Origin of the sequence: Streptomyces sp. NPDC050287 (genome assembly GCF_044459385.1) — a bacterium.
GTDB lineage: Bacteria > Actinomycetota > Actinomycetes > Streptomycetales > Streptomycetaceae > Streptomyces.
In genome coordinates, this window is record NZ_JBITIY010000003.1 from 934,194 (window position 1) to 956,066 (window position 21,873).

The following is a 21,873-nucleotide window of genomic DNA, read 5'->3' on the forward strand; positions in this document are numbered from 1 at the left end:
TTCGCGTCGCTTTTCCCGTTGCAAGACGCTAGACAGACGCACTCCTCGATACAAACAATCGATAGTGATGCGTTCGGATTGATGACATCAATCCGTGGTCGAAGTCGACCGTCGAGCCGCGGCAGCCGACTTCTTCCGGCATGCCTTCAGCACAGACAGGAATTCCGGTCGATGCCCACCACAAATGCGCCCCTGGATCTCAACCGGGTGGATCTGAACCTGCTCGTCGCCTTCGACGCCCTGATGGCGGAACGGAGCGTGACCGCGGCCGCGGCGCGTCTGTCCGTCGGACAGCCGGCCATGAGTTCCACGCTGGCTCGGCTCCGCAAGCTCCTGAACGACCCGATCCTCGTCAGGCAGGGGCGGACCATGGTCGCCACACCGGTTGCCGAGTCGTTGGTGCAGCCGGTGCATAAGACGCTGACCGACATCAAGTCGCTGCTGTCACAGCGCGACAGCTTCGATCCCGCGACCAACCACAGGACGTACTCGGTGATGGCGACCAGCTACTCGGCCGTCGCTGTACTGCATCCGATGTTGGCGCAGCTGCCTACCGAGGCTCCGAACGTGCGGTTGCGCATCCAGCCCTTCGCGGAGGAGTACGCGGAACAGCTGGCCCGCGACCAGATCGACCTCGTCATCGTTCCGCGCGAGATGGTGCCCAGCGGACTGGACGTGTGCAGTGAGGCCGCGTACACCGACTGCTACATGCTGGCGGTCGATCAGGAGCACCCCGATGTGGGCGAGAGCATCTCGGTCGAGGAGTTCAGCGAGCTGCCGTACCTCGCGATCAGCCCCGACCGACGACCCGCCCTGGCCGAACTGCAACTCGACATGCTCGGCATCCCGCGCCGCGTCGAGGTCACCACGAGTTTCGAAATCGCCCCGTTCCTGATCCGCGGTACCCGGCTCATCACCTTGATCCCCAGAACGTTCGGGCGCCGCATCGCCCCGGCGACAGGCCTGCGGCTGCTCGAACCTCCCATGGAGCTGCCGTGGGCCACCGAAATGATGGTCTGGACGAAACGCATGGACGACGATCCGGGCCACGCCTGGCTGCGGCAGCGCATGCACCATTTCGCAGATGCCTACATCCAGGGCACACCGCCCGCCCCGGCAGCCGGCTGAGACAGGACCGGTCAGGAGGAGCCTGGCCGCGTTCCATCGATTGGATCAATGCCGACGCATCGACAGGAGTTGTTTTTCACCATGTGATGACAGTCCTAACCTGACGTCTCGAGCCGCAGGCAGGGCCACGGAATTCCGCTGATCGTCCCTGCCAAGCACGACTGAGGCAAGGGAGCCCCATGACTGCCATCTCTCCAGAAACGGCTGATGCCGCTGCAATCCTGGACCGCGTCGAGGCCTCGCTGAAGAACGATCTCGTCCCGGTGGAAATCTTCAACGACGAGGCGGTGTTCCGCGCCGAGATAGAGCAGATATTCACCAAGTATTGGGTCTTCGTGGCGCACGAGAGCGAGATCCCCAAGGCGGGTGACTTCGTGCAGCGCAGAATCGGCCTCGATCCGGTGATCGTCACGCGCGACGGCAAGGGCGGCATCAACGTGCTGTCGAACTACTGCCGTCACAGGGGCACCCAGGTGTGCCAGACCGATGCCGGCAACTCCCGGTTCTTCAAGTGTCCTTACCACGGGTGGACCTACAGCAACAACGGCGACCTGGTCGGCACCCCGCACATGCACGACGCCTACGGCGAGCGTCTCGACCCCAAGGCGTGGGGCCTGATACGCGCGCCCCGGGTGGCCACCCGGCAGGGCTTCGTCTTCGCCTCGCTGGACCCGGACGGACCGTCGCTGGACGAGTACCTGGGCGGCGCCGGGTGGATGCTCGACCTGATCGTCGGGCTGGCACCCGGCGGCATGCGGGTCGCCGGGCCTCCGGAGCGCTACCGGCTGCACGCCGACTGGAAGACGGCCGCCGAGAACTTCGCCGGCGACGTTTACCACGTCGACACGCTGCACTGGAGCACGGAAGAAATCGCGATCGCCCAGGGGCTGCAGATGAACAGCGAGATCGCGCGCATCTACGAATTCGAGAACGGCCACGCCTTCGCCGGCCACGCCTGGACCAAGGCAGTCCATCCCGGCTACGTCCTCTGGGGCTACGCGCCGGAAATCACCCAGCACTTCGACCTGTCGGGCCTGGACGAGGCACAGCTCCACGTGGTCAACCACGAGCCGCCGACGGTCGGAACGATCTTCCCGAACCTCAGCTTCCTCCGGGCGAACGCCCCGTCTGTGCCGGGCGGTCCTCTGTCGGTGATCACCACCTTCCGGCAGTGGCAGCCGATCGGCCCCGGCGAGATCGAAGTGTGGAACTGGCAGTTCGTCTGGGACTGCATGTCGGAGGACGAGGCCCGCGACTCCTACGTCACCGGCCAGTTCACCTTCGGCTCGGCAGGCATCTTCGAGCAGGACGACACCGTCGCCTGGGAAGGCGCACCGCGCGCCGCCCGCAGTCCGTGGATGCGCAAGGCCGGCATGGAGTTCCACTACCAGCAGGGCAACAACAGTCAGGTCGACCAGTCGCACGACCCCTCGTGGTCCGGCCCGGGCCGCAAGCGCAACACCGGCTACGGCGAGCACGCGCAGATCCACTTCTACCGCCACTGGCTGAACGTGATGCGCGGGAACACCGGCGCCGGCACCGAGGGAGCCGAGTCAGCATGACCACGACCGACACACCCCGCATCGTCCCGCCCGTGAGCGCCAACCCCGAACTTCAGGCCTTGGCCACCCAGTTCCTGGCGCTGGAGGCCCGGCTACTCGACGAGGGCCGCGAGGAGGAGTGGTACGGACTCCTCGACGACGAACTTCTCTACACCGTGCCGATCCGACAGGCAGCGGAACCGCGTTCCCAGGAGATCGACCGCAACGCCTTCCGGATCCGGGACACCAAGGCCCACGTACGCACGCGCCTGGACCGGCTCAACACCGACCACGCGTACTCGGAAATACCTCCGTCCCGCACCTTGCGCATCGTGGGCAGCGTCGAGGTCGAGCAGATCGACCGCCCCGACGTCATCAAGGTGTCGAGCGCCCTGCTGGTCTACCGCCAGCGCGGCATCGACCCGCACTTCGATCTCATCCCGTGCAGGCGCTACGACCAGCTCCGCCTCACACCGTCGGGCCCACGCCTGCTGTCCCGCGAAATCGTACTGACCGAAACGGCGCTGGCCACTCCGAACCTTGGAGTCTTCCTGTGAGCGACAACCTCTCCGTCTCCCTCGACGGCACCCGCTGCAAGGCCTACGGCATCTGCGTCAGCGTCATGCCCGACGTCTTCGACACCCCGCCCGGCAGCCCGACCGCTGTTCTCCTGCGCGACACCGTCCACGCCGACGAGCGGGAGGACCTCGAAGAGGCCGCCCGCGCCTGCCCCGCACAGGCCATCGCGCTCAACTCGGGACCCAAGCCGTGACCGGCGGCTCCGAGCGAGTCGTCGTGGTGGGAGCCTCCGCCGCCGGCCTCAGCGCCGCCGACGGCCTCCGGGAGGCCGGATTCACCGGCTCCATCACCGTCCTCGGCGCCGAGCTGCACCAGCCGTACGACCGGCCCACGCTGTCGAAGGCCCTGCTTGTCGCCGAGGAGGACCCGCAACTCCTCGAACTCCGCTCTCCCGAACGCATCAAGGCGAACCGCCTCGACCTGCGTCTCGGGCACGCCGCGGCGGGGCTCGACGTCGACCGCCGCTATGTGGTGACCACGTACGGCGAGGCGCTTCCCTGGGACGCTGTGGTCGTCGCCTGCGGCAGCCGCCCCCGCGAGATGAGGAGCCTCGCGGGCGAGGTACTGCCGGCCCTGCGCACCCCCGAGGACCTGCGGGTGCTGCGCGAGGCCGCGGCGCGATACGGCGAGATGACCCTGATCGGCTCCGGCTTCATCGGACTGGAGGTCGCAGCCGCTCTCGTCGCGCGGGGCGTGGCGGTCACGGTCCTCGACGCGCTCCCCCTGCCGCTGGAGCCCGTACTGGGGACCGAGCTGGCCACCCATCTCCGCGACCTGCACACCGCACGCGGGGTCCGCTTCCGCGGTGCCGTCGCGGTGGCGTCGGTCACGGGACAACCAGGGGCGTACGAGGTCCGGCTCACGGACGGAAGTGTGCACCGGACCCCGTTCGTGCTGACGGGTATCGGCGCCGAACCCGCCGTCGACTGGCTGGCGGGCTCCGGGATCGAGGTGACCGGCGGGATCGTCACCGACGCCGCCGGCCGGACCAACGTACCCGGCGTGTGGGCCGCCGGTGACGTGGCCGCGTTCCACTACCCGCTGCTGGGACAGCGCGTACGCGTGGAGCACTGGACCCATGCGGTCGAGCAGGGCCGGCACATCGGCTTGAACATCGCCCGCGGCGAGACCAGGCCCTACCAAGGAGTGCCGTACTTCTGGACCGACCAGTACGGCATGCGGTTCCAGTGCTACGGCCGCCGCCGTGCGGGCGACCGCAGCCTCGTCGTCGAGGGGTCCCTCGACGCGGGCGAGTTTCTCGTCCTGTTCGGCCACGCCGGCGAGTTCCACGCCGCGTTCGCCTGCGGGCGTGTCCGCTCGCTGCGCGACTACCGCAAGCTGCTCGCACGCGGCGGCACCTGGGACGAGGCACTCGCTCTCGCCCGCACGAACAATCCCGCGCTCGACACCACCGTGTCGTGCGTCAACCGAAAGGAATGCACCACCCATGAAGCTGCTTGACGACCACGTCGTACTCATCACCGGCGGCGGCTCCGGCCTCGGTCTCGGCGTCGCCCGCCACTGTCTCGAAGAGGGCGCGCAGATCGCGATCCTCGAGTACGACGAGGCCAAGGTACTCGGGCTGAAGAAGGAGTTCGGCGACGATATCCTCGTCGTGCACGGCGACGTACGCAACATCGACGATCTTCGTGCCTGCCGATCTCAGATCGAGGACCGCTACGGCCGGCTCACCTCCCTCATCGGCGCGCAGGGCATCTTCGACGGTAACGTCCGGCTGGCCGACATCCCCGTCGAGCGTGTCGGCGAACTGTTCGACGAGGTCTTCTCGATCAACGTCAAGGGCTACGCGCTGACCGCGCGGATCATGCACGACCTGCTGCAGGCCGAGGAAGGGGCGATCGTGCTCACCGCGTCCCAGGCGGCGTTCGCAGCCGACGGCGGCGGTGCGGCCTACACGTCCAGCAAGGGGGCGGTGGTCAGCCTGGTGAACCAGCTGTCGTTCGAGTTCGCCCCGCGGGTACGGGTCAACGCCGTCGCCCCTACGGGCATCGCGGGCAGTCAGCTCCGCGGGCCCGGTGCTCTCGACCTGCACGAGTCCAAGCAGTCGGACATTCCTGCGGACGCCTTCCGCGCGGAGTTCGAATGGGGCACGCCCCTTCAGCACCTGCCCACCCCGGAGGAGTACGGGCCCTTCTACGCACTCCTCGCATCCCGGCACAACAAGGTGATGACAGGCCAGACCGTGATCGCCGACTCGGGCACCCTGAACCGGGCCCTCATGAGCATGGGCCAGCTTATCAGCAGCTACCCGTCGGCCTGAGTGCCGCGCCTCGGCGCACCACACCGGGCCGCAGAGGCGCGCATGCCGTCTTCCTGCTGAACGTGCTTCAACCGTACGACCGTTGACGTGCGTGCCGTTGCCGATTGGCCAGCCTATCCCGAACTCCACCTTAAACCGCATCCGGACACTCTGGACGTCATCAGAAACCGGCACACCAAACGCGGACAGCTCAACCATGCCGTCCCCGAAATCCTCCAGCTCCAGCGCCGAATCCGCCGCTGCAACGCCGACACTGGCGTACCGCACGGAGACATCGTCGCTCTCGCCCTCGACATCTGGCTCCGCGCAAAGGGCTACCCGCCCGAGCTCAAGCCGCGGGAGACAGAAACCTTCTGAGCAGCCCTCTCGGGCGACGTTCCTGCGACCTGGTCGACGTAGTCTCGCAGCATGTCTCTTGCACACAGAGGCCACGGTCACGATGCCGACTGGACGACGAGCGCCTAGGAGCGTGTCCCAGTAACCGGCTACTGTCCGGGCAGTCGTGATCGGCGAGAGCCGGACGTGATCGCCCGGCTCTCGCCTCCGGGTGCTCGGAGGACGGTCGCGGATGGCGTGGCACCGTGCGATGCGCCGCCGGAATTCTCGAGCTCCTATGGGGTCATTGGTAGCTGGCGCTGGCTCCAAGCGGGGCTACATGCGAGCTGCTGCGTCATCACAACGTGGGATTCACAGATCCGGGGCAACGGCCTCGTACGACGAGCCACTCGGCGACGAGGCATTGTCCTCGTCAATACGCAGAGATCACCAATCATTATTAGCAGGATGTAACACGTGAGACTAGTGTCCATTGGCAGGTCACATCTCGAGTCGATACCGGGAGGTTCGTAGTGCAACGTTCGATGGGGTCCGCGGCAACGCAACGGAACGGGGGCTGTCCGCTCGACCTCGCGATCGCTCGCCCGTTCGATATTGGTCGATCGTCAGTCGGTTCCATCGAAGGGAGCGCATGATGCCGGACCTCGATGGACGCGTGGCGGTGGTGACGGGTGGCGCCGGCGCCATTGGCCGAGCAACCTCTGCTTGCCTCTCAGAGCAGGGCGCCAGGGTCGTGGTGGCTGATCTGCGCGGCTCGGAGGCCGCGCAGGTTGCGGCTGCGCTCGAGGGCGAAGCGATCGGCGTGGAGCACGACGTTCGCGATAGCGACTCCGGGGTCGCTCTCGCTGCGCGCGCCAAGGACGTGTTCGGTCGGGTGGACATCCTCGTCAACAACGCCGGGGTCAACTCGCCCACGCTTGCGGTGACCGACATCTCTGACGAGGAGTGGGACCGCGTGATGGACACCAACGCGCGCGGGACCTTCGTGACCACTAGAGCGTTCCTGCCCGGGATGATCGAGCAAGGCAGCGGGCGGATCATCAACCTCTCCTCGATCGTGGGTCAGATGGGAACGCCCTTCATTCTTCCCTACACCGCGTCCAAGGCGGCGATCATCGGGATCACCCATGCTCTGGCGGCGGAATACGCGTCGCGCGGCATCACGGTGAACTCCGTGTACCCGGGCTTGCTCGAGACCGGAATGCACGACTTCGACGACTGGGCAAAGCGGGAAGGCATGACACTGGAGGAAGCCAAGGAGCACTTCCGCAACCTCGTTCCCCAGCGCGAGTACCAGACTCCCCGCGACATCGCGGAGATGATCGCGTTCATCGCCTCCGACCGGGCCAGGCACATCACCGGCGCGGCGTTCAACGTCGACGGTGGTATCCGGATGCACTAGTGCAGATCAGGAGGAGTTGCTGTGCACCACCTACCGACAGCAACCGCCTGGCCGGAGAGTCGATCGCCGGATGCCGTACGTGGCACGTCGGCGACGGCTACGTGGGCGGTGACGGCGATGTCGTGACTGCCCGCGAACTGGATCCAGGCTTCACCGAGCACGTCGCCGCTGTTCCCGAGGCTGAACGGGTGTTCGTGGTGCTCTCCGGCGAACTCGTGCTGGGCACGAGCAGCGGCGAGCGCCCGGCGCGCGCCCGGACTGTGGTGTTCCTGCCCCGCGGCGTCGGTTGCCGACTCAGCGTCACTGAGCCCACGCGCATGCTCTGGATTGCGTCGACCGCCCTGCCCGCAGGTCTACCGCCGTCTGGTGCGGCCTCCGATGTCGTGCTGACAAGCATCGACGACGCTGGGGGCGTGGCGATGACCAACCCGGCGATGGGCATGTTCAACATCGTGACGCGCCCACTCGTCACCTCGGACACGGTCACAGCTCGTGCGGTCCTTGTCGGCCATTCGCGCTTCGCCTCCAACCAGGGCTCGCACGAGCTCCATCGACATGACCGGGACGAGTTCATGTACGTCATGTCCGGCACCGCACACGCGTTGAGCGAAGAGGGAGAGTCGGCGCTGAAGCCCGGCGACCTCGTGTACATCCCGGCTGACGAGTGGCACGGGCTCCGAGCGATGGAGCGCGAGGAGCCGTCAGAGCACATCATCGGATACCTCGGCGCGGCCTCCTTCGCTGAGGCCGGGTACACCCTCCGCGGCTGACCTCGCAGACGTCCGCCTCACCTGCTGGCCCCCAGCGGATGCTCGACTCGGCCGTCTGCGCCGTCGTGACCGCAGGCCGAACGTCGGCGGCCAGCTCGTCGAGGTCCCGCCTCTCGCCGATGTACAGCCTTATGAAGGATGACCACGTGGTGCAACGGCTGCAAGGCGTTCTCGAACGTGTGGGGACGCACCTCGAACACCCAGGTGTCTGTGGCCACGGCGGCGATCTCGCGCTCATGAAGCCAACCGGCCGTCGTGACCGACAACCCTGAAGCATCGCCGCCATCACGGTGCAGTCGTCAACTCCGCCGTTGCCGTGCGGCAGGTCGACCGGGCCGCACTCGGCGTCGACGCCTGTCGACCATCGTGTGGATCGGGTTCATGCGCCGGCGCCACCTGTCTGCGGGCCGTTGCTGTCGTAGCCAGGGGCCAGCGGGAAAGCCGCTCCGCGCCGGACGAGGCCGGCTCCCTCGACGCCCTTGGCGTCGTCGATGAAGTCCATGGTGCCGAGGATGTTCGTCAGCACCCCACCGAACCTTGTGGGACACCCGCGCTGCCGTCTGGGCGATGGCGGCCTCTGCGGTTGGTGTACAGAACGGGCTGGAGGTGTCGACGTCGTCGTACGTGGACAATGGCGCTCTCGTCGGGAGACGTGAGAGGTCGACGGTCAGGAGCCTGCCGGCACGCGTGCGGCGAAGGTGTCGCTGACCCAGTCGGCGATGTACGTGCTGACCTGCGGAAAGTGGTCGAGACCGACATGCTCGGCGCCACCTTCCTCGCGGGTGAAGATGCGCAGGTCGCGCGACGGCGCGTTGTCCGCCAGGTCGTACGAGCGCTGCGCGTACTCCAGTGGGATCTGGCGGTCGTTCTCCCCGTGCACGATCAGGAACGGCACGGTGATCCTCTCGACGACACCGTCCAGGTGGATGGTGTCAGCGAAAGCGATGAACTCATCGAGGTCGTCGTAGCCCCAGACCCACTTGACGTGGTCCCAGTAGTGCGGCACCGGGTGCTCGCGCTCGAGTCGGCGACGCTGCACAGCGCTCCAATTGCGGACACCACGTTCAGGTACTGGCACGTAGACGTTCGCCGCGGGAGGCCGTGGCCTGTTCGTCAGCCTGTCTCGCCGAGGATCCTTTCGCGAAAGCTGCAGGGATTGCGGTCGGCGACCCGATCTGTGTGCCGCACTGCGGAACGACGATTAGTTCGCTCGCCTGTGATGGTCGACAGTTGTCTCGCAGGTCCTAACGACAAAGGCACGGTAGTTCGTTGGGGCATGCCCCAGTTCACATTTACGCGAGGCGACGACTCGATGAGCCGCGGCCCCGGGCCAAGGATCGCGAGGTCGAACTGGCCACCACCGATCGAAAGCGATGGAGCTTTCTGACATGACCACTTTCAAGAACATCACCGTGCTGGGAACGGGAGTCCTCGGATCGCAGATCGCTTATCAGACGGCATTCCGCGGGTTCCAGGTGACGGTGTGGGACATCGACGGTCCCGCCCTCGAACGGGCAAAGGAGCGGTTCGCTCAGCTGGCCAGCGTCTACGCCTCTGAGGTCGAGCTCCCGAGCCCGGATGCCCCGCAGGCCGCGCTCGAGCGGATCCGCGGGACGAGCGACTTCGCCGACGCCGTGAAGGACGCCGATCTCGTCATCGAGGCCGTGCCGGAGAACCTTGAGCTCAAGCGCGACGTCTGGGCGAAGGTCGGCGCGGCCGCGCCGGAGAAGACGATCTTCGCGACCAACACCTCGAGCCTTCTGCCCAGCTCGATGGCCCTCGCTACCGGTCGGCCGGACCGCTTCCTCGCGCTGCATTACGCGAACAACATCTGGCAGCGCAATATCGCCGAGGTCATGCGCACCGAGTACACCGACCCGGACGTCTTCCAGCAGGTCGTCACCTTCGCTGAGGAACAGGGCATGATTCCGATCCGGGTGCAGAAGGAGCAGCCGGGATATGTGGCCAACACGATCCTGTTCGCGACCCTGCGCGCGGCCATCGAGCTCTACCTCAACGAGGTCGCGGACATGCCGACGATCGACGAGGCGTTCCGTGTCTCCATGGTCACGCCTCTTGGGCCGTTCCAACTCCTCGACATGGTCGGCATGACGACCGTCTACAACGTCTACTCGGTCGGCAACGAGGTCGAGCAGCGCTTCGCGAAGCTCGTCAAGACGGAGTACATCGACAACGGCAAGCTCGGCAGGAGCACCGGTGAGGGCTTCTACCGCTATGCCGACGAGAGGGTCGGCGGATCAACCGCCTCCCCGATCACCGGAATGATTCAGAGGAATCCCATGTACGAAGACGTCACCTTCTCGCTCCCGGACGTGCAGCTCCACGGCCGGATCTATCGACCGGACGGCGACGGCCCTCACCCGGTCGTCATCTTCCACTCGGGCCTCGGCAGCGTGGCGGAAGGGAACTACGGGTTCGCTGACCTGTTCACAAGCCTCGGATTGGCTGTCCTCTTCTACGACCACCGCGGGTTCGGGTACAGCGGTGGAGACCTGCGTCAGGAAGTCGACCCGCTCCTCTTCGCCCGCGATCTCCGGGACGTCATCACGCTGCTCGCGGATCGCGACGACGTCGATGAGCGACGGATTTCCCTTTCGGGGTTCAGCCTCGGCGGGATGATCGATCTGCTGGTCGCCGGCGTCGACCGTCGGGTTGCTGGTGTCGTCTCGGTCGTCGCCCCGATCAGCGGCTTGGCGGCGCGCGATTTGTTCCCGCCGGAGGCGCTGCCGGCGGTCGACGCCGCGGTCGAGGCAGGTCGCCGTGAGCAGTTGCTCGGCGGCCAGTCCCCCGTCCTGCAGGCCACTGGCGAGCGTGTTCCCGGCGGACCGGAGGTCATGTTCGACGACCCCATCGGCGCGGAGTTCATCAAACAGTTCGACGGGCTGCCGAGCTACCGCAACGAGGTGTCCCTGACGTCACTCGGTCGCCTCTTCGAGACTGAGCTGCTGCCGTTCGCTGCCAGGATCACCGCCCCGCTCCTGCTGATCGTCGGGAGCGAGGACACTATCTCCCGGGTTGAGGACGCCCGCGAGTTCTTCGAGCAGGTGCGCAGCCCGAAGCTCCTTGAGGAGCACCACGGCCAGCACTACGCCGTCCTCATCGGAGATGGGTACAAGCAGCTCGTCGCGCGATCCGCGGAGTGGCTCGCCGAGAACGCGACCGTCCCGGTGTCCCGCTAGGTGTGCTGTTGACGGACCTCGGACGAGGTGTGATCCGCTGGTAGACGGGTGAAGACCTCCTGGCCGAGCGTGGAGCCGTCGAGGTTCCACGCTCGGGTCTGTCAGGAACTTTGAATTTCTGACAGGCCCACAACGCCGACTGACGGCGAGTGAGATCGCCGAGATCGGAGCGGAGTACTCAGTGCCGGACGGGCTCAGCATGGACGAGGCCGCTTGCATGCCGGTCGCCTGGGGCACGGCGTATCGGATGCTCTTTACCCAAGCCGGGGTCCGCGCCGGCGATCAAGTCCTGGTCCAGGGCACCGGAGGAGGCGTGTCCTCTGCTGCCATCGAGCTGGATCTCGCAGCAGGCGCAGTCGTGTACGCCACCTCCAGGTCGCCTGAGAAGGCACTACCTCCGCGTTCATAGAAGGAACGGCCGGCCAACCCGTAGTAACGGCCCAGCACCAGCATCGCCGTGGGATCTACGGAATATTGAGAAGGATGAAGATGGACGACCAGTTCGACGCCGATGTGGCGATCATCGGCTACGGACCGACCGGGGTCCTGGCGGCCCTGTCGCTGGCGCACGAGAGTGCCACGACGATCGTGTTCGAACGCGAGGAAGGGATCTACCAGCGAGCGCGGGCCATGACGGTCAACGACTGGACGGTGCGGATCTTTCAGTCCCTCGGGGTCGACGACCGGGTTGCACCTACGCTGGAACCGCAACGCGCGTCGCGCTGGTTGACCTACGACCACGCTGAGATCTACCGCGTCGAGCACCCCCCGTCGCTCCTCGGCAAGGAACCGCGTTTCTACAACATCTACCAGCCAGCCCTGGAAGCCGAGCTGCGCGCCTGCGCCGAGGAGCGTTCTGAGATCGACACCCGTTTTGGCTACAACGTCACGGACGTCAATCAAGACGCCAACGGAGTGACCGTCACCGCTACCGAAGTCGCCACCCGCCGATCGACATCCGTGCGAGCGCGCTATGCCATCGCAGCCGACGGCGGTTCCTCCAAGACGCGTTCGGCGATCGGTGCACGGTTGGTCGGCGAAACGCTGAATGTGACGTGGGTCGTCATCGACTGCCGGGTCAAGCGCTGGTGGCCCGACCGCGACATCCTGACCTTCTGGTCCGACAAGGACCGCCCCGCCGTGGACGTCGCCCTTTCGGCAGGCAATCACCGTTGGGAGATTCCGCTGCGGCCTGACGAGTCGCCGGCGGACTATCCGACCACCACGGAGGTTTGGAACCTGCTCCAGGCCCTCGGCGTCTCCGAGGATGACGTGGAGATTCTTCAGCACGCCTTCTACCAGCACCACACGCGGATGGCGGACACCTGGCGAGTTGGACGCGTCTTCCTGGCCGGCGACGCGGCCCACATGATGCCGCCATGGGCGGGCGCCGGGATGCAGTCCGGCATCCGTGATGCTCACGACCTGGGCTGGAAACTTGGTCGGGTGCTCAACGGGAGGCTGTCACCGCAGTGGCTCGACACCTACGAGGTAGAGCGGCGCCCGAACGTCGCCTACTACACCGATCTCGCCGTACAGCTCGGCCGCATCATCAAGCAGGAGCTCTCCCCGGAGGAGCAAGCTCGCCTCACCCCACGAACCGGTGCACAGGACTCGACTGTGGAGCGCTCCACTCCACGGCTAGCGGCCGGCTGGCTCCGAGGTCAGTTCTCGTCCGGCTCACTCGTAGGTCGGATGATCCCGCAGCCGCTGGTCACCACGACGCACGGCCGGCGAATGCTTCTCGACGACTTTCTCGGCGACGGCTTCGTGCTGCTTGGAGCTGGCGTTGATCCCGCCACCGTGCTGAGCCCTGCCGAGAAGGATGGGTGGGATGGGCTGGGCGCCCGCTACGTGACAGTCAGTCCTGCCAACGCGCACGCATCCGGACCCGATACGTGCGTCGACACCGCACGAACGCTGCTCCCGTGGTTGGAGGAGAGTGGCGTACGCGTCCTGGCCGTACGACCGGACCGCTTCATCGCCGCCACCGACGTCGGCGGTCTGGCGGTCCCGGAGTTTCCCGCCGTCGCCCCTGCCAACTGATGGTCTCCCAGACCGCGTGGTGGACGCGGCCCGGGGAACCATCGAGCCCGCAGCGCTCAAGACAGCCGATCGCATCCGCAAGCGGCACAAGCCAGGTTCGCTTCGCGGGCGGAGCCGCGCTTGCCTGAGGATCAGCGCGTCCTCATGCCTTGTGCTCCGGCGCGGAAACCTCGGTAAGGGCGATGTCGTAGATCATGTCCTCCTGACCACCGACGAGCCCGCGACGGCCGCACTCCATCAGCAGGTCCCGCACGTCAACCCCATAGCGCTCAGAGGCAACTTCCGCGTGCCTCAGGAATGACGAGTACACGCCGGCGTACCCCAGGGTCAGGGTCTCCCTGTCAACACGTACCGGACGGTCCTGCAACGGTCGCACCAGGTCGTCGGCGGCGTCCTGGAGTACGAAGAGGTCGCAGCCGTGCTTGAAGTCCATCAGGTCCGCAACCGCGATGAACGGCTCGATCGGGCAGTTTCCCGCGCCGGCGCTATGCCCGGCGAGCGATGCGTCAACACGATGGACGCCGTTCTGCACAGCCGTGACCGAGTTCGCGACCTCAGGAAACCCGAGACATCCATGCCGATCTCGCGAGCTGCAGCGATGTGCTGCGCGGAGATGTCGGCTTCAGCGCAGTGGGTGGCTATTCGCACCGAACGGACGCCCATCTGGTAAGCCTGCTTCAGCTCGTGGATCGTGCCGACTCCCGGGAGGAGAAGCGTGGTGAGACGCGCGCGCTCGAGAACATCGGCGGCCGCCTCGATCCACTCCCAGTCAGTGTTCGAGCCGGGCCCGTAGTTCACCGATGAGCCGGCGAGTCCATCGCCATGAGCAACTTCGATGGCGTCGACACCCGCGTCGTCCAGGGACGCCACCCTCATCGAGACCGGCACCGAGTCCTATCGCTAGTGTCGATGTGTCGTGGGATCGGATCGATCCGCTGCTGCCGTGGAGGGACTGCACTCCCATTGCACCATCGGGCTGCCGGCCCTGACCAACCTCACGGCGGCCGAGCTGGGCACCGAGGTACTCCAGGTGGCTTGTGAAGCCCTGGCGGACGGCACCTCGCTGCCGAACGCCCAGCGATTGGTGGCGGGAGGGGGCTGACCTGGGGCTTCGCAGGGAAATGTGCGTTGACCTGGGAAAACTTCTCTCCGTAGTCCCGCGGGTCAACGTCGTTTCCCAGGCTCATTGCCCTGGATGTGCCCTCGCAGCGTCTCACCAGAGGGCGCCTTGCACTGCTGGCAGACGGGTAGTGGGCGGCGTCGCCGCCAGGCTCAATGAGCGGTGTGCATCGTGAAGTTGCAGGTCACGGGTCTGGTGTGAATGGCGAGTTGGGTACTCGTGCTGGACGGCGGCCGATGACCATGGCGTAGATCATCGGGCAGGTCTGGCTCCGGCGGGATGCCGGGTTCGGCTGCGCCCACGACCGGCCCCCGGCCTACGATCCGTCAGCAGGTCGGCACGCCGTGAGACCGCGGAAGGGCGCCGGGGATCTTCGCTGCGCGAGGCCAGGAGTTCGCCGAGCCGGTCGTTCGTCGAGGCGTCCATCTTCTGACCCTTCGTCAGCGCGGTGCGGTGGTGCCGATGGGCACGTGGCGTTCGATGAACTCGATCTGGTCGGCGACCACCGTCTCGAACAAGTCACCGACGTAGATGTCGAAGTGGCTGGCGTCGTATCGCTTGATCTCGCCCCGCGGCGCGCGGCGAGCCAGTTCTTCGGTTGCCTTGGCAGGGGTCACCACGTCCCGTTCGCACAGCGAGATCAGCAGCGGCGACGTCACGTCGGTCGCGCGAAGACCGGGCCGGTAGCTTGGGACCTGGAACATGTACCGAGCTGGAATCTGGGGGATCTCGAAGGGCATCCCTGCGGCCGCGTAGATCGCACGGAACCCTGGGAGGGAATCCGGGGACGTCATCACCGCCACGTCACCTGGGGCTCCGACGACGGCCACGCGCACCGGTGGACGGCCGAGCATTGCAACCACCCGGTCCTTCAGTGCGGTCCGCATCAGGCGCAGGGCTGCCTTCTTAGGCATCGTGCTCACGGTGGCCTTTCCGTCCGAGAAGGGGCACTGCGCGATCACCGCGGCGACTCGGTGGTCGTCCGCTGCCGTGATCATCACGTGTCCACCGGCGAAGGAGGTGCCCCAGAGGATCACACGCTCGGGGTCGGCGCCGTCGATGGTCCGGGCGAACGCCACCGCGTTTCGCCAGTCCTCCAGCTGCAGCGGGATGTCGACGAACTCTCTTGGCTCGCCCGTGCTCGCGCCGAAGTGGCGGTAGTCGAACGTCATCGCCAGGTAGCCGCGTCGCGCGAACCTCTCGGCATAGGTGTCGAGCCGGAGGCTCTTGACTCCTGACAGCCCGTGCGCGAGCACGACGATCGGCAGGAGCCCTCGATCGTCGGAAGCGGCGGGACGGAAGATCGAGGCTTCGCACTCGCCGTCCCCGGACCTGAATCGCGCTTCAGTCCGAGGCCCTGATACACCAGTCATCTGACTCTCCCATCGCCGTTCGTCTTTGTCCGATCGCGGGCCGGGCCGAGAGCACCGGTGCACTCATGGTCGATCAGTGACGGGCGCTACTCAATGTCGGGTTGCACATTCTTGGGCGGGTGATCTGTGCTACTTGCACAGGTGGGTCTTGTATTGTTGCGTGTCGCGTCCTGGTTCGGAGGGAGCAAGATCGCGGGCCGTAGCGTTAAGCGAACTCTGCAGGCTCGTCAGAAGTGCAGCGAAAGAGCCGAGCCGTTCATGTCACTGCGAAGGCCATGTCCGGCAGGCCCTGGTCCGGGGTTCGCCTGTCGGGTCTTGCCGGGGTAGGGGAGATGGCACATGATCAAGGTCTCGTCTGGAGGCAGGAGAGACCCGTCTGCGGCCGGGCAGGGAGGGGTTCGATTTCCTGGGCTGTCACCTGCATGCCTGCATGCCTGCATGTTGGGTCGGCTGTGGAAATAAAAGCGGGTCGTCCGCTACTACCTGCACCGTTGGCCTCGCAGCGGTCGATGAAACGGGCGCGGGTCAGGTTCAAGGACCTCACCGATCGTCGCCGGGTCGGGATGAAGTTGGAGGACGTCATCGACGCCCTGCACCTGTTCCTTCGGGGTGGGGCAACTACTTCCGCACTGGCAACGCAGCCGACAAGTTCATCGAGCTCGACCGGTACGTCGCGTGGCGGCTGAAACGGCTTCTGATCAAGAAGCAGGGGCCACAACCTACGCGCCGGACAGGTGGGGCGCTGGACCCGGACCTGGTTCCACGACCAGGGGCTTCACCAGCTCATGGGCACCATCCGCTACCCGAAGGCAGCGTAACCATGCATAGAAGACCGTCGGCACGCCATATGCGGGAAAACCGCACGTACGGATTGAAAGGGGGATGGGGAACCCGGACCGCCAGGCGGCGGCACCGGCGCCCCTGACTACCAATGCCGAGCAGCAGTTTGCGGGGCGCTACGGATGTGTTGCTGCGCAACACGTCCAAGGTGCTCCTGGCCGATCCGACCCTCTTGCGGCCTATCCAGGAAGCTGTCGCCAACGCCACCGACCGCCGCTTCGGATCGGACCCCTCCATTGCAGAGGCGATAGGTGAGGCCACCCGGGCCAACGCCCAGCATTGGGCACGCTCAATGTACGAAGACCCGCAGCGGGACGTCGAGCCCAATCTGACCAGCCAGATCGTCGGCATCGCTCGCGATGGATATCGCTGGGGCGAGGAGGACACCTTCCGCGCCTCGTACCACGCCGGCCAGCAGGTGATGTGGTCCATCTGGATGAAGATCGCCTTTTCGCTGTGCGACGAACCAGACGTCCTGCTGCCTGCTCTTGACCGGGCCTCCCGCTCACTGTCGTTCTGGATCGAGGGCACGGTCAGTGCCCTGATCGACATCCTCGAGCAGGAGCGCGCAGCTCTGTCGGGCGACCAGCACGTGAGACGCCTTGAGCTGATCAATCTCATCCTGGGCGGGGCACCGGTTCCCGCGACCGCTGTTGACCAGAGACTCGGATACCCGCTGCGGGCCAAACACCTGGGCGTGATCCTCTGGGCGCCAGCACAGGTCGCCGATCGCGAGACACTCGTGCAGGTCGCGAGCCGGCTCGGCCGGGTCGCGGAGTCCAGGAACCAACTGCTCGTCCAGGCCAGTGCTTCGTCGCTGTGGCTGTGGCTGACGCCCGGAATCCCGGTTTCGCCCGAGGCGCTCGAGGCAGCCGTAGCCCCTTACCGCGACGTCAGGCTTGCGATCGGCTCTCTGGACGAGGGGGTGGACGGCTTCCGACGCACCCACGACCGTGCGGTCGAGACCCAGCGGCTGGTGCAGACCCACAACGCCCACCAGGTCGCCTTCTATGACGAGGTCGCGGCCGTCCTCTTGCTGGCCCGAGACGACGCCCGGCTGCGCGAGTTCATTCACGCCATTCTCGGCCCGCTCGCCTCGGGTCCACAGGAACTACGTGACACACTGCGGATGTTCATCCACCAGCGGTACAACGCATCGCGGACAGCAGAGCTTCTGTTCGCCCACCGAAACACGGTCCTGCAACGCATTCGACGCGCCCAGGACCGCCTTCCCGTCACCCTGGACCGGCACGGCACCAATGTCGGCATCGCCCTGGACGCGATGCACTGGCTGAACCTCCAGTACGAGTGAGCACGGTGCATCGTGAAAGCTGCACGTCAGAGCGCGGGGTCGGCGGTCTCAGCATGGTCTCCAACAACTGCGGGGCGATGGAGACCGGGCTGGCCGTGCTGCTCGCCGCCGAGCGGATTGCCCGGGTGACCGGCTCCTACATCGGGCGAACAGGAGTTCGAGCGGCAGGGAGCGTTCGTGTGGCTGCTTCCGTCGACGGGTTACGCCGCCTCGGTCGGGCTGGCCACCCACGGGAGCGGGCTGCGGCGGCGCTCGGGGTACCGCGGGGTCGGTAGACCGTTGGTGGCGGTGGGTTCGCTCCGGTCCGCGCGCTTCGGTCACCACGCGTCCGCTTGCTCAGATCGCCTCCCCGGGGCTACGCGACGGAATCTGGGGACGCGTCGCCCATTGCCGCTGTGACTCCCCTGGTGATGGTCGGGCCGAACTGTCGGACCTGGGGGATCGTGGTCACCATGTGGGCCGCGACCCGTTCACTGAGGCAGAGGAGCCGGTGCGGGACGTCGCCGGGGAAGCGGACGAAGTCGCCCGCGGCCAGGTCCACCGGTTCGTTGAGCGGTCCGGTGCGCAGCTTGCCGGTAATCACGTAGACATGGTGCAGGGTGCCCGAGGCGTGGGGCGGGACCACTTCCGGGGCTTTGCCGCTGCGCTCGAGGCGCAGAAGCAGAGTGCGGACATACCCGGAGCCGTAGGTCTCGTCCAAGAGGCGCTCCGTCCAGTTGGCCCCGTCCGCCCACGCACCTTCGTCCTGGCGCTGTACGTAGACCGGTGTGCCCCATTCCGTGAGCAGTCGGCGCGCCGGGACGTCGAGTGCCGCACCGAGCAGGGACAGCGTCTCGACCGTGGGATTGCCCGAGCCCTGCTCGATCTTGGACAGGGTCTGTTTCGACAGGCCCGACCGGCGCGCGAGCTCGCCCAAAGACATCGCCCGCTCCAGCCGGAAGCGCCGTACATTGCGGGCCACGAGTTCGGTCTCACGCGGGGTGTCACTTTTAATGTGCATGGCGTCATTATTGACGGACGTAGGGTCTGGTTCGCATTCTTGTCACGTAAAGATGTCCGAGTGGTCAACTGAAAGTGACGCCGCTCATGGGAACCGAGGTGAATGACCATGACCGCGACCCTCGCCGACGCCGTACGTGACGACCGGGCCGCCATCGACAAGGCGGTGAGTCTTCTCGTGGCGCTGGGTGACCGGTCCGGCAGGGGAGCCGGCGTCAGCGAGCTCGCTCGCAGGGCCCAGCTGAGCAAGTCCACCGCCTACCGCGTGCTGGGGATGCTCGAACGCAATGGCGTCGTGGAGCGTCACGGCACCGGGTACCGACTCGGCGAGCGCCTGCACCGCCTGGGACAAGCGGTGCACGGCCCGGAAGCCGAGCACGTGCGCGACGTCCTGCTGCCCTTCCTGACCGACCTGTACGAGCTGACCCGGGAGACGGTGCACCTGGCGGTGCTCCACGACACCCACGCCGCCTACCTCGCCAAGCTGTACGGTCACCGCTCGACGGCCGTGCCCTCACGCATCGGCGGCCGCCTCCCGGCCCACGCGACGGCGGTGGGCAAGGCACTGCTGGCCTTCGACGTCGACGCGGCCGAAGAGGCGGTGCGACGGCCGCTGCCGCGTTTCACCCACCGCACCATCACCGAACCCGAGGCGCTCTCCGCTGAGTTGGAACGCATCCGCCGCACCGGGGTGGCCCTCGACGACGAGGAGTACCAGCCGGGTCTGGCCTGCGTGGCAGTACCGGTTCTCAGCCGCAGCGGACGGGCGGTGGCGGCGCTGTCAGTCGCCGGTCGGCGCGGGCACATCGACACACGACAGGTGAGCGGCCAGGTCCGCCGCATCGCCGCCGCCGCGTCGCAGGCGTGGGCCCGGCGGATGTGACGGCGGGTCGGGAATGCCTTGAGCAGGCGCGCGCGGGCAGCCGGTGACATCTCGTCCCCGGCCGCCCGCTCCATGCTTCGGTGCCGGCCTCACCTCGTGGCCGGCTCACGCTCCAGCAGGTCGAGTGCGATGTCGACGATCATGTCCTCCTGGCCGCCGACCAGGCCGCGCCGGCCGACCTCCAGCAGGATGGTGCGGACGTCGACGCCGTACTGCCGTGCGGCGGCCTCGGCGTGCCGCAGGAAGCTGGAGTAGACGCCGGCGAAGCCGAGGGTGAGGGTCTCGCGGTCGACCTGGACCGGGCGGTCCTGGAGCGGTCGTACGAGATCGTCGGCCGCGTCCTGGAGAGCGAACAGGTCGCAGCCGTGCTTCCAGCCCTGGAGGGTGGCGACCGCGACGAAGGGCTCGATTGGGCAGTTGCCGGCGCCGGCGCCGTGCCCGGCCAGGGAGGCGTCAACTCTGGTGACCCCCTCCTCGACGGCGACGACCGAGTTGGCCACCGCCAGGGAGAGGTTCTGGTGGGCGTGGATGCCGATCTGGGTCTCCGGCTCCAGCACGTCCCGGTAGGCGCGGACGCGTTCGCGGACGCCGTCCATGGTGAGCCGACCGCCGGAGTCGGTGACGTACACGCAGTGCGCGCCGTACGACTCCATGAGCTTGGCCTGCTCGGCCAGCTTCTCGGCGGGGGCCATGTGGCTGAGCATCAGGAACCCGGAGACGTCCATGCCGAGTTCCCTGGCCGTTGCGATGTGCTGGGCCGAAACGTCGGCCTCAGTGCAGTGGGTGGCGATGCGGATGGACCGCACGCCGAGGGAATAGGCGTGTTGGAGCTCGGCGATGGTGCCGATGCCGGGCAGCAGCAGCGTGGTGAGGGTGGCGCGCTCCAGGACGGAGGCGGCGGCCTCGATCCACTCCCAGTCGGTGTTGCTGCCGGGGCCGTAGTTGACCGAGCCGCCCGCCAGGCCGTCGCCGTGGGCGACCTCGATCGCGTCGACGCCGGCCGCGTCCAGGGCCGCGACGATCCGGGACACGTCGGCGGGCGCGATCCGGTGCCGTACGGCGTGCATGCCGTCCCGCAGGGTGACGTCCTGGACATACAGGTCGGTGGTCATGCCGTTGCCCCCTGGTCTGCGTGCTGAGCGATGCGCTCGGCGGTGCGCAGGGCGGCCGAGGTCATGATGTCGAGGTTTCCGGCGTACGCGGGCAGGTAGTGGGCGGCGCCCTCGACCTCCAGGAACACCGAGACCCGGGTGGTCACCGCGGGCGCTCCTTCGGGCAGCAGGGTGTGTACGGGTTCGTCCGCCGGTACGGGGGTGAACTGGACGTCCTGCTTGAGGCGGTAGCCGGGCACGTACTTCGCCACCTCGGCCACCATGTCGGTGACGGAGGAGCGGATGGCGTCGTGGTCGGTGTCGCCGATCAGGCAGAAGACGGTGTCCCGCATGATGAGCGGTGGTTCGGCCGGGTTGAGGACGATGATGGCCTTGCCGCGGGCGGCGCCGCCCACTTTCTCGATGGCCGCGGAGGTTGTCTCGGTGAACTCGTCGATGTTCGCCCGGGTGCCGGGGCCCGCCGACTTGGAGGCGATGGAGGCGATGATCTCGGCGTAGGGGATCGGGGTGACGCGGGCGACGGCGTGCACGATCGGGATGGTGGCCTGGCCGCCGCAGGTGACCATGTTGACGTTCCTGGCGCCCAGGTGGGCGTCGAGATTGACTGGTGGGATGACGAACGGCCCGATCGCCGCCGGTGTCAGGTCGATGAACGTCTTGCCGTACGGCTGCAGCCGTGCTGCGTTGGCGACGTGCGCCTTCGCCGAGGTCGCGTCGAAAACGATGTCGATGTCCTCGAAGCCGTCCAGGGCGATCAGGCCGTCCACGCCCTCGTGTGTCGTCGGCACCTTCAGGCGGCGGGCGCGGGCGAGGCCGTCGGAGTCGGGGTCGATGCCGACCAGCGCGGCCATCTCCAGCGTCTGCGACAGCCGAAGGATCTTGATCATCAGGTCGGTTCCGATGTTGCCGGAACCGATCACGGCCACTTTCGTCTTCTTCATGACGGTCATG

Annotated in this window: 21 protein-coding genes and 3 pseudogenes; 17 read left to right on the top strand and 7 right to left on the bottom strand. The window is 66.9% G+C overall.

Annotated features, from left to right (window positions below):
* Positions 1–171 precede the first annotated feature (171 nt).
* From ACIBK3_RS14615 to ACIBK3_RS14655, 9 genes are all read left to right on the top strand, one after another.
* Positions 172–1,128: a LysR family transcriptional regulator gene (locus tag ACIBK3_RS14615; RefSeq protein ID WP_399365394.1), complete on the top strand. Its 957-nt coding sequence runs from the start codon at positions 172–174 to the stop codon at positions 1,126–1,128.
* Between the two features lie 179 nt (positions 1,129–1,307).
* Positions 1,308–2,690, top strand: a complete 1,383-nt coding sequence (locus tag ACIBK3_RS14620; protein WP_399365396.1) for an aromatic ring-hydroxylating dioxygenase subunit alpha — start codon at positions 1,308–1,310, stop codon at positions 2,688–2,690.
* Complete coding sequence (locus ACIBK3_RS14625; RefSeq protein WP_399365398.1) at positions 2,687–3,226, top strand: aromatic-ring-hydroxylating dioxygenase subunit beta; 540 nt, start codon at positions 2,687–2,689, stop codon at positions 3,224–3,226. The genes ACIBK3_RS14620 and ACIBK3_RS14625 overlap by 4 nt, the downstream gene beginning before the upstream one ends.
* Positions 3,223–3,441 carry a ferredoxin gene (locus ACIBK3_RS14630; protein WP_399365400.1) on the top strand — a complete coding sequence of 73 codons (219 nt, stop codon included), beginning with the start codon at positions 3,223–3,225 and terminating at the stop codon, positions 3,439–3,441. Before ACIBK3_RS14625 ends, ACIBK3_RS14630 begins: the two co-directional genes overlap by 4 nt.
* The gene (locus ACIBK3_RS14635; RefSeq protein ID WP_399365402.1) at positions 3,438–4,709 is read left to right on the top strand and encodes an NAD(P)/FAD-dependent oxidoreductase; all 1,272 of its coding nucleotides are present in this window, start codon (positions 3,438–3,440) and stop codon (positions 4,707–4,709) included. Before ACIBK3_RS14630 ends, ACIBK3_RS14635 begins: the two co-directional genes overlap by 4 nt.
* On the top strand, positions 4,696–5,529 hold the full coding sequence (locus tag ACIBK3_RS14640; protein ID WP_399365404.1) for an SDR family oxidoreductase: 834 nt from the start codon (positions 4,696–4,698) through the stop codon (positions 5,527–5,529). Before ACIBK3_RS14635 ends, ACIBK3_RS14640 begins: the two co-directional genes overlap by 14 nt.
* A gap of 87 nt (positions 5,530–5,616) precedes the next feature.
* Positions 5,617–5,886: a hypothetical protein gene (locus ACIBK3_RS14645; protein ID WP_399365406.1), complete on the top strand. Its 270-nt coding sequence runs from the start codon at positions 5,617–5,619 to the stop codon at positions 5,884–5,886.
* Between the two features lie 610 nt (positions 5,887–6,496).
* Positions 6,497–7,267 (top strand): SDR family NAD(P)-dependent oxidoreductase, encoded by a 771-nt coding sequence (locus ACIBK3_RS14650; protein WP_399365408.1) that lies wholly within the window; start codon positions 6,497–6,499, stop codon positions 7,265–7,267.
* A 122-nt stretch (positions 7,268–7,389) separates the two neighbouring features.
* Positions 7,390–8,037 (top strand): cupin domain-containing protein, encoded by a 648-nt coding sequence (locus ACIBK3_RS14655; RefSeq protein WP_399365410.1) that lies wholly within the window; start codon positions 7,390–7,392, stop codon positions 8,035–8,037.
* A 379-nt stretch (positions 8,038–8,416) separates the two neighbouring features.
* Here ACIBK3_RS14655 and ACIBK3_RS14660 read toward each other — a convergent pair whose 3' ends face one another.
* The gene (locus ACIBK3_RS14660; protein ID WP_399365412.1) at positions 8,417–8,563 is read right to left on the bottom strand and encodes a hypothetical protein; all 147 of its coding nucleotides are present in this window, start codon (positions 8,561–8,563) and stop codon (positions 8,417–8,419) included.
* A gap of 141 nt (positions 8,564–8,704) precedes the next feature.
* Positions 8,705–9,076, bottom strand: a complete 372-nt coding sequence (locus tag ACIBK3_RS14665) for an alpha/beta hydrolase family protein (protein WP_399365414.1) — start codon at positions 9,074–9,076, stop codon at positions 8,705–8,707.
* 349 nt (positions 9,077–9,425) lie between these two features.
* Here ACIBK3_RS14665 and ACIBK3_RS14670 point away from each other — a divergent pair, with 349 nt between their 5' ends.
* The 3 genes and pseudogenes from ACIBK3_RS14670 (at position 9,426) to ACIBK3_RS14680 (ending at position 13,283) form a co-directional block, all read left to right on the top strand.
* Complete coding sequence (locus tag ACIBK3_RS14670; RefSeq protein WP_399365416.1) at positions 9,426–11,237, top strand: 3-hydroxyacyl-CoA dehydrogenase; 1,812 nt, start codon at positions 9,426–9,428, stop codon at positions 11,235–11,237.
* Between the two features lie 184 nt (positions 11,238–11,421).
* A pseudogene (locus ACIBK3_RS14675) lies at positions 11,422–11,625 on the top strand (Zn-dependent oxidoreductase); the annotation flags it as partial.
* A gap of 101 nt (positions 11,626–11,726) precedes the next feature.
* Entirely contained in the window at positions 11,727–13,283 is a 1,557-nt protein-coding gene (locus ACIBK3_RS14680; RefSeq protein ID WP_399365418.1) for a bifunctional 3-(3-hydroxy-phenyl)propionate/3-hydroxycinnamic acid hydroxylase, read from the top strand.
* A gap of 142 nt (positions 13,284–13,425) precedes the next feature.
* On the opposite strand, the pseudogene ACIBK3_RS14685 reads toward ACIBK3_RS14680, so the two are convergent.
* Positions 13,426–14,153, bottom strand: a pseudogene (locus ACIBK3_RS14685) (4-hydroxy-2-oxovalerate aldolase); the annotation flags it as partial.
* A 73-nt stretch (positions 14,154–14,226) separates the two neighbouring features.
* Between ACIBK3_RS14685 and ACIBK3_RS14690 the strand changes: the two are divergent.
* On the top strand, positions 14,227–14,385 hold the full coding sequence (locus tag ACIBK3_RS14690) for a hypothetical protein (RefSeq protein WP_159049434.1): 159 nt from the start codon (positions 14,227–14,229) through the stop codon (positions 14,383–14,385).
* 458 nt (positions 14,386–14,843) lie between these two features.
* Here the strand turns inward: ACIBK3_RS14690 and ACIBK3_RS14695 are convergent, their stop codons facing one another.
* Positions 14,844–15,776, bottom strand: a complete 933-nt coding sequence (locus tag ACIBK3_RS14695) for an alpha/beta hydrolase (RefSeq protein ID WP_399365420.1) — start codon at positions 15,774–15,776, stop codon at positions 14,844–14,846.
* Positions 15,777–16,206: 430 nt separating this feature from the next.
* On the opposite strand from ACIBK3_RS14695, the gene ACIBK3_RS14700 reads away from it, so the two are divergent.
* The 3 genes and pseudogenes from ACIBK3_RS14700 to ACIBK3_RS14710 all read left to right on the top strand — a co-directional run.
* Positions 16,207–16,701 carry a group II intron maturase-specific domain-containing protein gene (locus tag ACIBK3_RS14700; protein WP_399365422.1) on the top strand — a complete coding sequence of 165 codons (495 nt, stop codon included), beginning with the start codon at positions 16,207–16,209 and terminating at the stop codon, positions 16,699–16,701.
* Between the two features lie 39 nt (positions 16,702–16,740).
* The gene (locus ACIBK3_RS14705; protein WP_399365424.1) at positions 16,741–17,928 is read left to right on the top strand and encodes a PucR family transcriptional regulator; all 1,188 of its coding nucleotides are present in this window, start codon (positions 16,741–16,743) and stop codon (positions 17,926–17,928) included.
* A 29-nt stretch (positions 17,929–17,957) separates the two neighbouring features.
* Positions 17,958–18,185: pseudogene (locus tag ACIBK3_RS14710) on the top strand (succinyl-CoA--3-ketoacid-CoA transferase); the annotation flags it as partial.
* Between the two features lie 98 nt (positions 18,186–18,283).
* On the opposite strand, the gene ACIBK3_RS14715 reads toward ACIBK3_RS14710, so the two are convergent.
* Entirely contained in the window at positions 18,284–18,928 is a 645-nt protein-coding gene (locus ACIBK3_RS14715; protein ID WP_399365426.1) for a helix-turn-helix domain-containing protein, read from the bottom strand.
* A 108-nt stretch (positions 18,929–19,036) separates the two neighbouring features.
* Between ACIBK3_RS14715 and ACIBK3_RS14720 the strand changes: the two genes are divergently transcribed.
* Positions 19,037–19,810, top strand: a complete 774-nt coding sequence (locus ACIBK3_RS14720; protein WP_399365428.1) for an IclR family transcriptional regulator — start codon at positions 19,037–19,039, stop codon at positions 19,808–19,810.
* 89 nt (positions 19,811–19,899) lie between these two features.
* On the opposite strand, the gene dmpG is transcribed toward ACIBK3_RS14720, so the two are convergent.
* Both dmpG and ACIBK3_RS14730 read right to left on the bottom strand, forming a co-directional pair.
* Entirely contained in the window at positions 19,900–20,922 is a 1,023-nt protein-coding gene (dmpG, locus tag ACIBK3_RS14725) for a 4-hydroxy-2-oxovalerate aldolase (RefSeq protein WP_399365430.1), read from the bottom strand.
* On the bottom strand, positions 20,919–21,863 hold the full coding sequence (locus tag ACIBK3_RS14730) for an acetaldehyde dehydrogenase (acetylating) (RefSeq protein ID WP_165264712.1): 945 nt from the start codon (positions 21,861–21,863) through the stop codon (positions 20,919–20,921). The genes dmpG and ACIBK3_RS14730 overlap by 4 nt, the downstream gene beginning before the upstream one ends.
* Positions 21,864–21,873: the final 10 nt, after the last annotated feature.

Bases quoted from the DNA above. Each gene is read 5' to 3' on its own strand.
- ACIBK3_RS14615 (WP_399365394.1), top strand. From the start codon at position 172: ATGCCCACCACAAATGCGCCCCTGGATCTCAACCGGGTGGATCTGAAC.
- ACIBK3_RS14620 (WP_399365396.1), top strand. From the start codon at position 1,308: ATGACTGCCATCTCTCCAGAAACGGCTGATGCCGCTGCAATCCTGGAC.
- ACIBK3_RS14625 (WP_399365398.1), top strand. From the start codon at position 2,687: ATGACCACGACCGACACACCCCGCATCGTCCCGCCCGTGAGCGCCAAC.
- ACIBK3_RS14640 (WP_399365404.1), top strand. From the start codon at position 4,696: ATGAAGCTGCTTGACGACCACGTCGTACTCATCACCGGCGGCGGCTCC.
- ACIBK3_RS14650 (WP_399365408.1), top strand. From the start codon at position 6,497: ATGATGCCGGACCTCGATGGACGCGTGGCGGTGGTGACGGGTGGCGCC.
- ACIBK3_RS14670 (WP_399365416.1), top strand. From the start codon at position 9,426: ATGACCACTTTCAAGAACATCACCGTGCTGGGAACGGGAGTCCTCGGA.
- ACIBK3_RS14680 (WP_399365418.1), top strand. From the start codon at position 11,727: ATGGACGACCAGTTCGACGCCGATGTGGCGATCATCGGCTACGGACCG.
- ACIBK3_RS14695 (WP_399365420.1), bottom strand. From the start codon at position 15,776: ATGACTGGTGTATCAGGGCCTCGGACTGAAGCGCGATTCAGGTCCGGG.
- ACIBK3_RS14700 (WP_399365422.1), top strand. From the start codon at position 16,207: ATGCCTGCATGTTGGGTCGGCTGTGGAAATAAAAGCGGGTCGTCCGCT.
- ACIBK3_RS14715 (WP_399365426.1), bottom strand. From the start codon at position 18,928: ATGCACATTAAAAGTGACACCCCGCGTGAGACCGAACTCGTGGCCCGC.
- ACIBK3_RS14720 (WP_399365428.1), top strand. From the start codon at position 19,037: ATGACCGCGACCCTCGCCGACGCCGTACGTGACGACCGGGCCGCCATC.
- dmpG (WP_399365430.1), bottom strand. From the start codon at position 20,922: ATGACCACCGACCTGTATGTCCAGGACGTCACCCTGCGGGACGGCATG.
- ACIBK3_RS14730 (WP_165264712.1), bottom strand. From the start codon at position 21,863: ATGAAGAAGACGAAAGTGGCCGTGATCGGTTCCGGCAACATCGGAACC.